Annotated in this window: 10 protein-coding genes; 6 read left to right on the forward strand and 4 right to left on the reverse strand. The window is 73.8% G+C overall.

From position 1 onward, the window contains the following. The first annotated feature begins 103 nt into the window (after nt 1-103). Together VE546_RS15860 and VE546_RS15865 are read left to right on the forward strand one after the other, a co-directional pair. Entirely contained in the window at nt 104-1108 is a 1005-nt protein-coding gene (locus VE546_RS15860; protein ID WP_324922749.1) for an ATP-binding cassette domain-containing protein, read from the forward strand. Next, nucleotides 1105-1959, forward strand: a complete 855-nt coding sequence (locus tag VE546_RS15865) for an ABC transporter permease (RefSeq protein WP_324922751.1) — start codon at nt 1105-1107, stop codon at nt 1957-1959. Before VE546_RS15860 ends, VE546_RS15865 begins: the two co-directional genes overlap by 4 nt. 64 nt (nt 1960-2023) lie before the next feature. Here the strand turns inward: VE546_RS15865 and VE546_RS15870 are convergent, their stop codons facing one another. The 3 genes from VE546_RS15870 to VE546_RS15880 all read right to left on the reverse strand — a co-directional run bounded on the left by VE546_RS15870 (nt 2024) and on the right by VE546_RS15880 (nt 7064). Next, a complete protein-coding gene (locus VE546_RS15870) occupies nt 2024-5326 on the reverse strand; it encodes an ATP-binding protein (protein WP_324922753.1) in 3303 nt (1100 codons plus the stop codon). After that, complete coding sequence (locus VE546_RS15875) at nt 5323-6171, reverse strand: isocitrate lyase/phosphoenolpyruvate mutase family protein (RefSeq protein WP_324922755.1); 849 nt, start codon at nt 6169-6171, stop codon at nt 5323-5325. The genes VE546_RS15870 and VE546_RS15875 overlap by 4 nt, the downstream gene beginning before the upstream one ends. Before the next feature lie 125 nt (nt 6172-6296). Continuing rightward, entirely contained in the window at nt 6297-7064 is a 768-nt protein-coding gene (locus tag VE546_RS15880; RefSeq protein ID WP_324922757.1) for a winged helix-turn-helix domain-containing protein, read from the reverse strand. Between the two features lie 176 nt (nt 7065-7240). On the opposite strand from VE546_RS15880, the gene VE546_RS15885 reads away from it, so the two are divergent. From VE546_RS15885 to VE546_RS15895, 3 genes are all read left to right on the forward strand, one after another. Continuing rightward, nucleotides 7241-7825, forward strand: a complete 585-nt coding sequence (locus VE546_RS15885; protein WP_324922759.1) for a hypothetical protein — start codon at nt 7241-7243, stop codon at nt 7823-7825. A gap of 466 nt (nt 7826-8291) precedes the next feature. Next, entirely contained in the window at nt 8292-9803 is a 1512-nt protein-coding gene (locus VE546_RS15890) for a DNA-3-methyladenine glycosylase 2 family protein (protein ID WP_324922760.1), read from the forward strand. A 23-nt stretch (nt 9804-9826) separates the two neighbouring features. Continuing rightward, on the forward strand, nt 9827-10381 hold the full coding sequence (locus VE546_RS15895) for a methylated-DNA--[protein]-cysteine S-methyltransferase (protein ID WP_324922795.1): 555 nt from the start codon (nt 9827-9829) through the stop codon (nt 10379-10381). A 206-nt stretch (nt 10382-10587) separates the two neighbouring features. On the opposite strand, the gene VE546_RS15900 is transcribed toward VE546_RS15895, so the two are convergent. Continuing rightward, on the reverse strand, nt 10588-12117 hold the full coding sequence (locus VE546_RS15900; RefSeq protein WP_324922762.1) for a UDP-N-acetylglucosamine 1-carboxyvinyltransferase: 1530 nt from the start codon (nt 12115-12117) through the stop codon (nt 10588-10590). A gap of 373 nt (nt 12118-12490) precedes the next feature. Between VE546_RS15900 and VE546_RS15905 the strand changes: the two genes are divergently transcribed. After that, entirely contained in the window at nt 12491-15328 is a 2838-nt protein-coding gene (locus tag VE546_RS15905) for an aconitate hydratase (protein ID WP_324922763.1), read from the forward strand. The last annotated feature ends 79 nt before the right edge of the window (nt 15329-15407 follow it).

Genomic DNA, 15407 nt, shown 5'->3' on the forward strand with positions numbered 1-15407 from the left:
GGGGTCTGAAGAGCGTGCGGGACGCGGCGGCCCGGCGAGCACGCGGCCACCCATCGACCACGAAGCCGAGTACGAAGCGAAGACGGAATGAGGACGACAGAGCATGAGTGACAGCGGTTCCGGCCTGGCGATCGAGACATCGGGGCTGGTCAAGGTGTTCGGGGAGACCCGTGCGGTGGACGGCGTCGATCTCGCCGTGCCCACGGGCACGGTCTACGGCGTCCTCGGTCCCAACGGTGCGGGGAAGACCACGACGGTCAAGATGCTGGCCACCCTGCTGCGCCCCGACGGCGGCGAGGCCCGGGTCTTCGGGCACGACGTGCTGCACGAGGCGGACGCCGTACGCGGCCGGGTGAGCCTGACCGGGCAGTACGCCTCGGTGGACGAGGACCTGACCGGGATGGAGAACCTGCTCCTGCTGGGCCGGCTGCTGGGGCACCACAAGGCCGCGGCCCGGCGCCGGGCCGAGCAGCTCCTGGAGGCGTTCGGACTGACGGAGGCCGCGGGGAGGCAGGTCAAGAACTACTCGGGCGGCATGCGGCGCCGGATCGACATCGCCGCCAGCATCCTCAACACCCCCGACCTGCTCTTCCTCGACGAGCCGACGACCGGTCTGGACCCGCGCAGCCGCAACCAGGTCTGGGACATCGTGCGGGCCGTGGTCGCCCAGGGCACCACGGTGCTGCTGACCACCCAGTACCTGGACGAGGCCGACCAGCTCGCCTCCCGCATCGCCGTCATCGACAAGGGCAGGGTCATCGCCGAGGGCACCAAGGGCGAACTGAAGGCCTCGGTGGGCGCCGGCGTGGTGCACCTGCGGCTGCGGGACGCCGCCCAGCGGCCCGAGGCCGAGCGGGTGCTCGTCCGCGTGCTGGACGCGCAGGTCCAGCTCGACCCCGACCCGGTGGCCCTGACCGCCCGCGTCGGCACGCACGGCGACGGCCGGGGAGCGGCGGAGCAGGCCGCCCGTGCGCTTGCCGAGCTGGCCCGGTCCGGCGTCACCGTCGACAACTTCTCGCTGGGCCAGCCCAGCCTGGACGAGGTCTTCCTCGCCCTCACCGACCACCCCGCCACCCACACCACCAGCAAGGAAGAGGTCCCGGCATGACCACCGCCACGGCCCGTGAGCCGCAGACCGGGGAACTGGCCCCCGTCACCACCGAGAGCCTGGCCGATCTGCTGGTGGCGCGGGAGCGGCCGCCCCGGCCCAGCGCGTGGTCCACGTCGCTCGCCTTCGGGTGGCGGGCGATGCTGAAGATCAAACACGTCCCCGAGCAGCTCTTCGACGTCACCGCCTTCCCGATCATGATGGTGCTGATGTACACCTACCTGTTCGGAGGTGCGCTCGCCGGATCGACCACGGAGTACCTGCAGTTCCTGCTGCCGGGCATCCTGGTGATGAACGTGGTGATGATCACGATGTACACCGGGGTGTCGGTCAACACCGACATCGACAAGGGCGTCTTCGACCGGTTCCGCACCCTGCCGATCTGGCGCCCCTCGGCGATGGTCGGCTACCTGCTCGGCGACATGCTGCGCTACGCGCTCGCCTCGGCGGTGATGCTGACCCTCGGCCTCATCCTGGGCTTCCGGCCCGAGGGCGGGGTGACCGGAGTACTCGCCGGGGTGGCCCTGCTGATCGCCTTCTCGTTCGCCTTCTCGTGGATCTGGACGATGTTCGGCCTGATGCTGCGCACCGAGAAGTCGGTGATGGGCGTCAGCATGATGGTGATCTTCCCGCTGACCTTCCTCAGCAACATCTTCGTCGACCCGAAGACCATGCCGGGCTGGCTCCAGGCCTTTGTGAACAACAGCCCGATCACGCACCTGGCCTCGGCGGTGCGGGGGCTGATGGCGGGCGACTGGCCCGCCTCCGAGGTCGCCTGGTCGCTGGGGTGGGGCGCGGCACTGCTCGCGGTCTTCGGCCCGGTCACCATGCGGCTGTACAACCGCAAGTGAGCCGGGGCCGGGAGCCCTTTCCGCCCCCGTCCCCGCTTCGTCCACCGCGGAACCGCCTGGCGCCTCACCGGCGCCAGGCGGTCTCGCGTTCGGGCAGGTAGCGGCAGGTGGCGCCGGTGGAGACCGAGGCGCGCAGATGGGCGGCCAGCTCGGGGTGGTGCCGGTCGAGCCGGCGCAGGGTGTCGCGGATGCGGGCGGTGACGGTCTTGCGGGCACGCTCGGCCTCGTCGCCCAGGCGCCGGGTGCGCCCGGCGAGCCCGGCGGCGGACCGCAGCTCCGCCAGCAGCGCCTCCCGCTCCCGGTCGAGCCCGGCGGCCCGCTCGTCCTCGCCCAGCGCGACCGCCCGGTCGATCTCCGCGTCCAGCTCCTCCAGGCGCCGCCGGTACCGTGCCTTCGCCTCCTCGTCGAGGACGGGATCGCCGCCCAGCCGCCGGGCGGCCTCCACGGCCCGGCCGCCCCCGGGGTTCAGCAGCCGCACGGCCGGGACGTCCGTGCCCGGCAGGCCGATCAGGAGGTGCAGATCCCGCAGCCCCTTGGCGTCGGGCAGGTGGACCGTGCGCCCCCGGTACGTCAGCGTCCACACCCGGCCGTCGAAGCGGAACACGTTCTCGCCGCCGGGGCCGTCGGCGGCACCGGCCGCGGGGCCCGCCTCCGGCTCCGGGGCCGTGGTGGGCGACGGCCGCCCCGCCACGGGGCGCGCCGAGCGCGCGCGTTCGGCGACGTGCCGCATGCCGAGCTCCGCCGCCTCGCGCTCCACCTCCGCCAGCAGGGACGCGGCGGCCTCCCCGTCCCCCGGCGCGCCGCGTGCGAGCAGCGCCCGTGCGAGGTGGCCGCGGGCCCGGACCGACCAGGGCCGCGCCCGGAGCCGGTCGGCCGAGCGGCGGGCGGCGGTGAGCCGTGCGACCGCCTCGTCCCAGCGTCCCCGGGCGGCCTCCACCAGCCCCAGCCAGAGGTCCATCGGGCCGCTGACGTCGCAGCCGTACAGCGACACCGCCCACTGCCCGGCGAACGGCTCCAGCGCCTCCCGGGCCCGCTCGCACAGCTCCGGATCCCGCGCGGCAGCCGCCGCCTGGGCCTGGAACCTCAGCCACAGCGGGAGGAACGCCTGGGGGACCGGCGGGCCGGCGGAGAGCTCCGCCAGCAGGCCCAGCGCGGCCCCGGTGTCCCCGGGCCCCTCCCGCTCCAGGGCCGTGATGCCCTCCAGCAGCCGGTGCTGGGGGTGGTGGTGCTCGGCGAGCGAGCGGTGCAGGGCCTCCAGCTCCCCGAACCGGCCCTGCTGCAGCCACAGCGCCCAGCGCAGGTGGTCGGCCATGTACGCGAGATGAGGGTTCCGGTGCCCGCCGAAGGCGTCCAGGGCCAGGTCGAGCAGGGAGTCCGCGGCGTCGAAGCGGCCGGTCAGGGTGGCGATGATGTTCTGGTCGATGTACGCGGAGGAGGTGGAGCGGGGCACGCCCGCCCGTTCGGCCAGGGCGACGAACGCGCGGTACTGCTCCAGGTAGCGGGGATCGCCCTGCTCCAGCAGCGCCACCCACCGGAACGAGGCCGCGAGGTACTCCGTCTCGCGGTCCGCCCTGCGGCGCGCCACGGTCATCAGCTCGGAGGTGAGCGCCTCCCGCTCCGGCGCGGTGCCCGGCCCCCAGATGGCGTTGTGACGGGCCCACAGCCCGAAGAGCAGCGCCTCGTCGTCCCCGCCGCGCCGGGCGCGCACGGTGACGCGGACGGTCAGCTCCCGCGCCAGGCGGTCCAGCGTCCGCGCCCCGTCCGCCCCGGTCGTGTCCGTCCCGGCCCCGTCCGTGTCCGCCCCGGTCCCGGTGGCGTCCCCGCCCGAAGTCCCGCCGCCCACCAGGGCGTCGTACGCCTCGTACATCAGGTCGGCGGCCAGCCGCCGCCCGTCGCCGGGGGCGTCCGGGAACTCCGCTCCGTGCAGGGTGAGCGCCACCCGCGCCAGCAGCCCGGGATCGCCGAGTTCGCGGGCCACGGCGGCGGCCTCGGTGAACGCCCGCCAGGCGGCGTCCCGTTCACCGCCGTGCGCCTGGGTCTGCCCCAGGTCGAGGGCGATCAGGACCCGTCTGCGGGGATCACCGACGGCCAGCTCCAGCGCGCGGCGGTAGTGCCCGGCCGCCTCCTCCAGGGCCAGCCGGTCGGCCGCGTACCGGGCGGCGGCCAGCAGGTGCTCCAGCGCCCGGGAGACGTCGAGTTCACCGCCGGCCAGGTGGGCGTGCCGGGCCAGCTCGGCGGGGAGGACGTCCCCGGCCGGGGCGGAGGAGCGCTCCAGCGCGTCGAGCGCGGCGGCGTGCAGCCGCCGCCGCTCCGCCTCCTCCAGCGACGCGTACAGCGTCTCGCGGACCAGGTCGTGCGCGAAGGCGAACCGGCCCGCCCCGAGCGCCGTGACCAGCCGGGCGGCCAGGGCCCGCTCCAGCAGCCGGTCCGCCTGCGGCACGGGCGTCCCGGCGGTGGCCGCCAGCACCGCCCGGTGGAACTCCCGCCCGAGCACGGCCGCGCGGGTCAGCAGCCCGACGACCGCGTCGGGCAGCATCGACAGCCGCCGCCGCAGGGTGTCGCGGACGCTCGGCGCGACCGCGGTGGGCGCCCCGCCGCCGTGCCACAGGCGGGCGCTCTGCTCGACGAAGAACGGGTTGCCGCCGGTGCGGCGGTGCACCTCGGTGACCAGCTCCTGTGCCGGCTCCCGGCCCACCGTGCGGGCGACCAGCGCACCGACCTCCTCGCGGGTGAGCCCGGTCAGCGTCACCGTCGTCGCCCGCGCCACCAGCGGCAGGACCAGCGGCTGCAGCGGATGGCCGTCCGCCTCCACCTCGTCGTCGCGGTAGGTGCCCACCAGCAGCAGCCGCTCGAACCAGGTGTGCCGCGCCGCGAACTCCAGCAGCTTCAGCGACGCCGGATCCGCCCAGTGCAGGTCGTCCAGCACGACCACCACCGGGCGGCTCTGCGAGACCGACACCAGGGCGCTCGTCACCGCGTCGTAGAGGTGGAAGCCCTCGTCCACCTCCGTACCCGCCGTCTCGCCCAGCAGCACGGCCAGGCCGCGGCCCGCGGCCTCCTCGGCCGCCGCCCACTGCCCGGCGGTGACGCCGCGCCGCAGGGCGCGCAGCACCTGCGTCCACGGCCAGTAGCCGGGGGTGCTCCCGGAATCCCAGCAGGACCCGCTCAGCACCAGGGCGCCCCGCCGCCGCGCCTCCTCGGCCGCCTCCGTCACCAGTGCCGTCTTGCCGATCCCCGCCTCCCCGGTGACCAGGACCAGACCGCCGTGGCTCTCCGCGGCCCGGGCGATCGCGGCCCGCAGCAGCCCGGCGGGGCGGTCGCGTCCGATCAGCCGGGGCGTCAGGTCGAGGGGCGGTGGGCGGTTCACGGGCACGAGCCTGGCACACCCCACTGACAACCGCCCGGGGAACCGGGCGCGGAGCGCCAGGTCCAGGGGTCGGCCAGCGCGCGGGCCTGCTCGTAGGAGAGCGGCTCCGGCGCCCCGGCCGCCGGGTCGGCGATCGAGGCGGCCAGCGCCACGGCGCGCTGGAGGGCGGCGCGGAAGAGCAGCGACCCCAGGCTGATCCGGGCCACGCCCAGCCCGGCCAGGCGCTCGTAGGTGTGCCGCCCGGGCGCGAACAGCACGTTCAGCGGCGCGTCCAGCCCGTCCGCCAGCGCCCGGATCGCGTCCTCCTCGGCCAGTCCGGGGACGAAGACGCCGTCCGCCCCGGCCTCCAGGTACGTGCGCGCCCGGCGCAGCGCGGCCGCCGTGGTGGGCTCGGCGGCGAGCCAGTGGGTGTCGGTGCGGGCGTTGACGAACAGCGCGGGCGCGGCCTCCTTGACGGCCGCGATCTTCTCCGCGTGCCGGACCGGGTCGGCGAGGCGTCCATCGGGCAGCCCGTCCTCGACGTTCACCCCGGCCACCCCCGCGTCCGCCAACTCCCGCGCCAGTGCGGCGACATCGTCCGGGTCCTCACCGAACCCGCCCTCGACGTCGACGCTGACGGGCACCGGCAGCCGGGCCAGTCGCCGGCCGAGCGCCAGGGTCTGCTCCCGCGCGGCCCCCGTGGCGTCGGGCAGCCCCGCGGCGGCGGCCACCCCGAGACTGGTGGTCCCGACGGCGGCGAACCCGTGGGCCACCAGGGCGGCGGCCGAGGCGTGGTCCCAGGCGCAGGGCAGCAGCAGCGGCCGCCCGCGGCGGTGCAGCGCGCGGAACGCGGTGGACGTGGTCACCGGATGCGACTCCTCCCTCGTACGGCTTCCTCGTACGGCGCCGGCCCCGGCAGGACCGGCCCGGTGGTCCCCTCCGTGCGGCGCCCCGGTGCCGCCGGCACCGGCGGCCGGCCGGGCCCCGCCCCTCACGCCGGCTCCCCGGCGGGAGGGGCGGGGCGGGCGAGGTCGTCGTCCGTCACGCCCAGCAGCTCGCTCAGCGCGCGCCGCCCCCGCGGGGTCACGCGCAGCGCCCGCCGGGTGCCGATCCGTTCGCACCAGCCGGCGTCCAGGGCGTGGCGGCACAGGGCGGCCCCGGCCACCCCGGCCAGGTGCGGGCGGCGTTCGGTCCAGTCCAGGCAGGCGCGGGCCAGCGGGCGGCGCCCGCGCGGGTGGGCCATCAGGTCGATGCCGAGCCCGTCGAACCAGCGCAGCCCGGCCCCGGTCACCGCGAACCCGGTGTCCTGCTGCACCAGCCCCCGCGCCAGCAGGGCGTCGGTGACCGCGACCCCCAGCCGCCCGGCGAGGTGGTCGTAGCAGGTGCGGGCCCGCGCCATCGCCGCGTCCGCGGAGGCCGCCCGCAGCGAGCGCGGGGCGGGCGGCGGACCGGCGTGCGCGGCCAGCTCCTCGACCAGCCGCGCGGACCGCGGGTCGGCCAGCCGTACGTAGCGGTGCCGCCCCTGCCGCTCCTCGGCCAGCAGACCGCCCTCCACCAGCCGGTCCAGGTGCCCGCTGGCCGTGGCCGGCGCGACCCCGGCCAGCCGGGCCAGCTCGCCCGCCGTCCAGGCCCGTCCGTCCAGCAGCGCCAGGCAGAAGCGGGCCCTGGTCTCGTCGGCGAGCAGTCCGGCCAGCCGGGCGAGCCGCGAGCCCGCGTCCTCGCCGCGCCGGGCACGGCCGGCGCGTTCCGGGAAGTTCATGGGCCCATCATGCGGCCGTGACGTTTCGGTCCCGGCCGAAACGAATCCGGGGCGCGTGGCGGCACCGCCTGCCCGGCCGGGAGTCCGCCACAACCAAACACGCGCCCCGGTGGTCTCACCCCCGTCAGTGTCAGCGGAGCGGGTCCGGACCACGGACCCGGAGGAGGAGCATCGAGTTGAGAACCACGACACGGGCCGCACTGGCCTGCCTGACCGTCATCGGCGCGCTCACCGCCATGCCCGCGGCGGCGCAGGCCGCCCCGCCCGGGACGGACGGCTCGAAGCCGGTGCGGACGGTCGAGAAGACGGTCGAGAAGGGCTACGCGCTGAACTGCTCCGGGCGGTCCGGGGACGTCTCCGTCGCGGTGGACCTGTACCAGAACTCCGCGTTCGGCTCGCACACCGGCGTCTCCGTCGAGACCCCGGAGGGGGAGTACGGCGGCGGCTACGGCCCGGAGGACACCGTGCTGTTCTCCGACGGCGCGGTCACGGCCACCGTCCCGCTCAGGAAGCTGGACGACACCCGGGAGCCGGCCGGCGACGCGGTCGTCACCGGCACCTACGCGACGGCGGGGAGGCCGACGCGCGTGCACGAGGTGATCGAGGACCCCGCGGGCCACTACGTCGTCACCCGGGGCACCAACACCAGGCTCGACGCGTCCGTCACCGCGGACGTCCTCGGACGGACGGTGCCGCTGTCCTGCTCCACCGCCTTCGCGTTCGACCTCACGGTGCTGCGGTTCACCACCGGCCGCGGCTGACGGACGGTCCGTCGCCGTTCCGGGCCGCCGGGCGCCGGAGCGGCGACGGAACGCGCCGCGGGGTGTCGTCGAGTGCGGCGTCCCGAAACCGTCGCTCGTTCCCGGCGGCAGGACGGGGACTTCGAGGTGTCGGACTCCGGCACCGTCTTCGCCCGTCCGGTGCGGAAGAAGGGAACCCCTGCTCCCCGGCTCCCCGGGGCAAGGAACACCAAGCCGGGACCAGGGCGCGCCCCGGAGCGCGCCGCCGCCTCGGAGGGCGGCAGCACACGAGGATCGCCGGTCCCCGTCGAGCCCGTGACCTCCCTGTCCGTGTCCCTCCCGCGCGCCGCGGCGACTCGTCGGTTCACTGCGGCCCATGGCCGGTTGGGGGCCGCCGGCGGAACGCGGCCGTCGTCGTCGGCCGGACGGGGACCTCGATGGCCAGAAACCGCCAGAGGTCCGGGCCGGTCCGGGCGAGGATGGCGGGATGGACGACGACGAGCGGTACCGAGCGACCCGCAGCAAGGACGCCAGATTCGACGGCTGGTTCTTCGTCGCTGTGACCAGCACCGGTGTCTACTGCCGTCCCAGTTGCCCGGTGGTCACACCGAAGCGGGAGAACGTGCGGTTCCACCCGTCCGCCGCGGCCGCCCAGACCTCCGGTTTCCGTGCGTGCAAGCGCTGCCGCCCGGACGCCACCCCGGGCTCCCCGGAGTGGAACATGCGGGCCGACGTGGTCGGCCGGGCCATGCGGCTCATCGCCGACGGCGTGGTGGACCGGGGTGGTGTGGGCGCCCTCGCAGCCGAAGTCGGTTACAGCCGACGGCAGTTGCACCGGATGCTGACCGCCGAGGTGGGAGCCGGGCCGTTGGCGCTGGCCCGCGCCCAGCGAGCACAGACGGCACGTACCCTGATCGAGGCGAGTGAGCTGCCCATGGCGGACATCGCGTTCGCCGCGGGGTTCTCCAGCGTGCGGCAGTTCAACGACACCATGCGGCAGGTCTTCGCGCGCACTCCGTCGGAGATCCGCAGCCGCAGCAGGAGCCTGCCGGCCGGCACCGCGTCGGGGTTCCTGCGGCTGCGGCTGCCGTTCCGGCCCCCGCTGGACCTGTCCCGGCTGTTCCGGTACCTGGCGCTCCGCGCGGTGCCCGGCGTCGAGGAGTACGCGGACGGCGAGTACCGGCGCGTCCTGTCACTTCCGCACTCGACCGGGATGGTCGCCCTGGCACCGGGGGACACGGACGGCCACCTGTGGTGCCGGCTGTGGCTCGACGACCTGCGCGACCTGGGGACGGCCGTGCGGCGCTGCCGCCGACTGCTGGACCTGGACGCCGACCCGGATGCCGTGGCCGAGTCGCTCGGCGGCTGCGAGGTCATGGCGCCGCTGGTCGCCGCCTCGCCCGGAATGCGCTCGCCCGGCCACGTCACCCCCTCCGAACTCGCCGTTCGCGCGCTGATCGGGCAGCAGGTGTCCGTCGCCGCGGCCCGCACCATCGCGGGGCGCCTCACCGCGCGGTACGGAAAGCCCCTCACCGCACCGGTCGACGGGCTCACCCACGTCTTCCCCACCCCCGAGGCCCTGCTGGACGCGGATCCCGCCGACCTCCCCATGCCCGGGGCGCGCAAGAGGGCGTTCTACGCGCTGGCCGAGGCGCTCGCCTCGGGACGGGTGGACCTGGGTCCCGGCGCCGACCGTGAGGAGAGCGAGGCGCGGCTGCTGGAGCTGCCCGGCATCGGCCCCTGGACGGCGTCGTACATCCGCATGCGGGCGCTCGGTGATCCCGATGTGTTCCTGCCCACCGATCTCGGTGTGCACCACGCGCTGGAGCGCCTCGGCCACCCGGGAACCGTGCGGGCCGCCCGCGCCCTCGCGGACACCTGGCGCCCCTGGCGTTCCTACGCCCTGCACCACCTGTGGGCCGTGCTCGATCCCCTGCCCGGCGCGGAGCCGGCGCCGAACACCCCTTTGTCCCGAACAGTTGAGGACGGCAACAAGTGAACCAGGAAGTCCTGCCGCTGCCGATGCCCCGGTCCGGCCCCGCACCGGAACGGCCCGCCGAGTTCGGCACCCCGCTGGACGGGCCCGTGCGCTACACGCTGGCGCCCTCGCCGGTCGATGACCTGTTGGTGATGAGCGACGGCGAGGCGCTGACCGGTCTCTACATGAGCGACCAGCGCTACAGCCCGCAGATCGCGGCGGACTGGGTCCGGGACGACGGGCTCCCCGTGTTCGCGGCGGCGCGCGAGCAGCTCGACGCGTACTTCGCCGGAGAACTGCGCCGGTTCGAGCTGCCGCTGGCGGTGGGGGGCACGGCGTTCCAGCGCCGGGTGTGGAAGGCCCTGACCACCATCCCGTACGGCTCCACCACGACGTACGGGGGGCTGGCGAAGGAGCTGGGACGGCCCGCGGCGTCACGGGCGGTCGGGATGGCCAACGGCCGCAACCCGGTGTGCATCGTGATCCCCTGCCACCGGGTCATCGGTGCCGACGGCTCACTGACCGGTTTCGGCGGCGGCCTGCCCCGCAAGATCCGCCTGCTGGAGCTGGAACGCGGGCGCGGCCCCGGGCGCCGCTGAGTCCGGCCGCCGACCGCGACGACGCCGCCGGGCCGCGGTGTGTCCCGGCCTTCCGCCACCCACGCTCCACGTCGGGCGACACCGGCGGCAGGGCTCGCCGGAGCCCTGCCCGGGCGCGGAGTCCCGGAGGAATCCCACGGGTGCCGCCGCTCCCTTCCCCGGCCCGTACGCGTGCAGGTCGGGCAGGGAGCGGCGGCACCCGCCGGTCAGATGTCGCGGAAGGTCTCGATCTGCGCGCCCACCGAGTTCAGGCGCTCGGCCAGGTCCTCGTAGCCGCGGTTGATGACGTAGACGTTGCGCAGCACCGAGGTGCCCTCGGCCGCCATCATCGCCAGCAGGACGACCACGGCCGGGCGCAGCGCGGGCGGGCACATCATCTCGGCGGCGCGCCAGCGGGTGGGGCCCTCGACCAGGACGCGGTGGGGGTCGAGGAGCTGGAGGCGGCCGCCGAGCCGGTTGAGGTCGGCCAGGTAGATGGCCCGGTTGTCGTAGACCCAGTCGTGGATCAGCGTCTTGCCCTGGGCGCTGGCGGCGATGGCCGCGAAGAAGGGCACGTTGTCGATGTTGATGCCGGGGAACGGCATGGGGTGGATCTTGTCGATCGGCGCCTCCAGCTTCGAGGGCCGCACGGTGAGGTCGACCAGCCGGGTGCGCCCGTTGTCGGCGCGGTACTCCTCGCCGCGCTCGTGGTCCAGGCCCATCTCCTCCAGCACGGCCAGCTCGATCTCCAGGAACTCGATCGGCACCCGGCGGATCGTCAGCTCCGACTCGGTGACCACCGCCGCGGCCAGCAGGCTCATCGCCTCGACCGGGTCCTCGGAGGGGGAGTAGTCCACGTCCAGGTCGATGTGGGGGACGCCGTGCACGGTGAGCGTGGTGGTGCCGACCCCCTCGATCCGCACGCCGAGCTGCTCCAGGAAGAAGCACAGGTCCTGGACCATGTAGTTGGGGGAGGCGTTGCGGATGACGGTCACGCCGTCGTGCCGGGCGGCGGCCAGCAGGGCGTTCTCGGTGACGGTGTCCCCGCGCTCGGTCAGCACGATCGGCCGGGTGGGGCGGACGGAGCGGTTCACCACCGAGTGGTACATGCCCTCGGTGGCGGTGACCTCCAGGCCGAAGTGCCGCAGCGCGCTCATGTGGGGCTGCACGGTGCGGGTGCCCAGGTCGCAGCCGCCCGCGTAGGGGATGCGGAAGTGGTCCATCCGGTGCAGCAGCGGACCGAGGAACATGATGATGCTGCGGGTGCGGCGCGCGGCCTCGGTGTCGATGGCGTCCAGGTCCAGCTCGGCCGGCGGGACGATCTCCAGGTCGGCGCCGTCGTTGATCCAGCGGGTGCGCACCCCGATGGAGCCCAGCACCTCCAGGATGCGGTAGACCTCCTCGATCCGGGCGACCCTCCGCAGCACCGTGCGTCCGGAGTTCAGCAGGGAGGCGCACAGCAGGGCGACGCAGGCGTTCTTGCTGGTCTTGACGTCGATGGAACCCGACAGCCGGCGGCCTCCGACGACCCGCAGGTGCATCGGCCCGGAGTAGCCGAGGGAGACGATCTCGCTGTCCAGGGCTTCGCCGATGCGGGCGATCATCTCAAGACTGATGTTTTGGTTGCCGCGTTCGATGCGGTTGACCGCACTCTGGCTGGTCCCCAGCGCCTCTGCAAGTTGCGCCTGTGTCCAGCCTCGATGCTGGCGGGCGTCACGGATGAGCTTGCCGATACGCAGGAGGTAGTCGTCGGTCATGAGGCCAATGTTATCTCAGATATGAGATGTCAATCTCTGGGGCGGCGGCATGTCCCTCTTTTCTTCATATTTCCACCCCTGTGCCGGACAAGCGGGGCGGCGGGCGCGGTCCCCCGTCCGGCCCATCGTCCGGACGGCCGGTTGGGCCGGGGTGCGCGGGTACCCGGACTCCGGGACGGGGCATGACCGCGGGGCGGCGATGTACTAGAGTTATCTCGACATCGAGATATCTGCCGAGAGGCGCACCACCGCCGCGTCCGCCGAGAAGGTCGGTGAGGTAAGCCTAAGTTAGGTGAACCTCAGCGGAGAAGCCGGGGTCCGGGGCGGCAGGATCGCGGTGGTACGAGCGAACCATGCACTGAAGGAGACTGTCGTGTCGGCGAACAGCTTCGACGCCCGCAGCACGCTGCAGGTGGGCGACGAGTCGTACGAGATCTTCCGGCTGGACAAGGTCGAGGGCTCCGCCCGCCTGCCGTACAGCCTGAAGGTGCTGCTGGAGAACCTGCTCCGGACCGAGGACGGCGCGAACATCACCGCCGACCACATCCGTGCGCTGGGCGACTGGGACGCCGGCGCGCAGCCCAGCCGGGAGATCCAGTTCACGCCGGCCCGCGTGATCATGCAGGACTTCACCGGCGTGCCCTGCGTGGTGGACCTGGCCACCATGCGCGAGGCCGTCAAGGAGCTGGGCGGCGACCCGGCGCGGATCAACCCGCTGGCCCCCGCCGAGCTGGTCATCGACCACTCGGTGATCGCCGACCGCTTCGGCACCCGTGACTCGTTCGCCCAGAACGTCGAGCTGGAGTACGGGCGCAACAAGGAGCGCTACCAGTTCCTGCGCTGGGGCCAGACCGCCTTCGACGAGTTCAAGGTCGTACCGCCGGGCACCGGCATCGTCCACCAGGTGAACATCGAGCACCTGGCCCGCGTGGTGATGGTCCGCGACGGCAGGGCCTACCCCGACACCCTGGTGGGCACCGACTCGCACACCACGATGGTCAACGGCCTGGGCGTGCTCGGCTGGGGCGTCGGCGGCATCGAGGCCGAGGCCGCGATGCTCGGCCAGCCCGTCTCGATGCTCATCCCGCGCGTCGTCGGCTTCAAGCTGACCGGCGAGCTGCCCACCGGCACCACCGCCACCGACCTGGTGCTGACCATCACCGAGATGCTGCGCCAGCACGGGGTCGTCGGCAAGTTCGTCGAGTTCTACGGCGAGGGCGTGGCCGCGGTGCCGCTGGCCAACCGCGCCACCATCGGCAACATGTCGCCGGAGTTCGGCTCGACCGCCGCCATCTTCCCGATCGACGGCGAGACCATCAACTACCTGCGGCTCACCGGCCGCAGCGAGCAGCAGATCGCGCTGGTCGAGGCGTACGCCAAGGAGCAGGGCCTGTGGCTGGACCCGGCCGCCGAGCCGGACTTCTCCGAGCACCTGGAGCTGGACCTGTCCACGGTCGTCCCGTCGATCGCCGGCCCCAAGCGCCCGCAGGACCGCATCGCCCTGTCCGAGGCCAAGCGGCAGTTCCGCGCCGACCTGCCGAACTACATCAAGGAGGGCGTGACCGGCGGCGAGGACCGCAAGCCGGGCGTGCCGCAGCAGGAGAAGCCCCACGGCGTGGCCTCCCCGGTGGACGAGGCCAGCGCCGAGTCGTTCCCGGCCAGTGACGCCCCCGCCTACGGCCACGAGGACAACGGCGCCGGTGCCCCGCAGCACTCCGCCGCCGTCACGGCCGAGGGCCGTCCCAGCAGGCCCGTCCGGGTGACCGCCGCCGACGGCACCGAGTACGAGATCGACCACGGTGCGGTGGCCATCGCGGCCATCACCTCCTGCACCAACACCTCCAACCCGTACGTGATGGTCGGCGCCGCGCTGCTGGCCAAGAAGGCCGTCGAGCGGGGCCTGACCCGCAAGCCGTGGGTGAAGACCACCCTGGCCCCCGGCTCCAAGGTCGTCATGGACTACTACGACCGGGCCGGCCTCACCCCGTACCTGGAGAAGCTGGGCTTCAACCTGGTCGGCTACGGCTGCACCACCTGCATCGGCAACTCCGGCCCGCTGCCGGAGGAGGTCTCCCAGGCCGTCAACGACCACGACCTCGCGGTGGTCTCGGTGCTCTCCGGCAACCGCAACTTCGAGGGCCGGATCAACCCCGACGTCAAGATGAACTACCTGGCGTCCCCGCCGCTGGTCGTCGCCTACGCCATCGCGGGCAGCATGGACATCGACATCACCAGCGAGCCGCTGGCCACCGACTCCGAGGGCAACCCGGTCTACCTGCGGGACATCTGGCCGTCGGAGTCGGAGATCGAGGAGGTCGTGGCCTCCACCATCGGCCAGGAGATGTTCGGCAGCAGCTACTCCGACGTCTTCGCCGGCGACGCCCAGTGGCAGGCGCTGCCGGTCCCGACCGGTGACACCTTCGAGTGGGACCCGGAGTCCACCTACGTCCGCAAGCCCCCGTACTTCGAGGGCATGGGCCTGGAGCCGGAGCCGGTCCAGGACATCACCGGCGCCCGGGTGCTGGCCAAGCTGGGCGACTCGGTCACCACCGACCACATCTCCCCGGCCGGCGCCATCAAGGCCGACACCCCGGCGGGGCGGTACCTGCTGGAGCACGGCGTGGAGCGCCGCGACTTCAACTCCTACGGCTCGCGCCGCGGCAACCACGAGGTCATGATCCGCGGCACCTTCGCCAACATCCGGCTGCGCAACCAGATCGCGCCCGGCACCGAGGGCGGCTACACCCGCGACTTCACCCAGGAGGGCGGGCCGGTCAGCTTCATCTACGACGCCTCCCGGAACTACCAGGCCGCCGGCATCCCGCTGGTCGTCCTGGCGGGCAAGGAGTACGGTTCCGGCTCCTCGCGCGACTGGGCGGCCAAGGGCACCGCACTGCTGGGCGTCAAGGCCGTCATCGCCGAGAGCTACGAGCGCATCCACCGCTCGAACCTGATCGGCATGGGCGTGCTGCCGCTGCAGTTCCCCGAGGGCGCCTCCGCCGACTCGCTCGGCCTGACGGGTGAGGAGACCTTCTCGATCAGCGGCATCGCCGCGCTCAACGAGGGCGGCATCCCGCGGACGGTGAAGGTGACCACCGACACCGGTGTGGAGTTCGACGCCACGGTGCGGATCGACACCCCCGGTGAGGCGGACTACTACCGCAACGGCGGCATCATGCAGTACGTGCTGCGCTCGCTGATCCGCAAGTAATCACAAGTAATCGGGGCGACGCGGGAGACCGCGTTCAACCGGTGATGCCGGGGCCGTACCTCCCTCCGTGGGAGGTACG

The sequence above is a fragment of the Streptomyces sp. genome (assembly GCF_035644915.1).
Taxonomy (GTDB): Bacteria; Actinomycetota; Actinomycetes; order Streptomycetales; family Streptomycetaceae; genus Streptomyces.

Bases quoted from the DNA above. Each gene is read 5' to 3' on its own strand.
- VE546_RS15860 (WP_324922749.1), top strand. From the start codon at position 104: ATGAGTGACAGCGGTTCCGGCCTGGCGATCGAGACATCGGGGCTGGTC.
- VE546_RS15865 (WP_324922751.1), top strand. From the start codon at position 1,105: ATGACCACCGCCACGGCCCGTGAGCCGCAGACCGGGGAACTGGCCCCC.
- VE546_RS15880 (WP_324922757.1), bottom strand. From the start codon at position 7,064: ATGAACTTCCCGGAACGCGCCGGCCGTGCCCGGCGCGGCGAGGACGCG.
- VE546_RS15890 (WP_324922760.1), top strand. From the start codon at position 8,292: ATGGACGACGACGAGCGGTACCGAGCGACCCGCAGCAAGGACGCCAGA.
- VE546_RS15895 (WP_324922795.1), top strand. From the start codon at position 9,827: ATGCCCCGGTCCGGCCCCGCACCGGAACGGCCCGCCGAGTTCGGCACC.
- VE546_RS15900 (WP_324922762.1), bottom strand. From the start codon at position 12,117: ATGACCGACGACTACCTCCTGCGTATCGGCAAGCTCATCCGTGACGCC.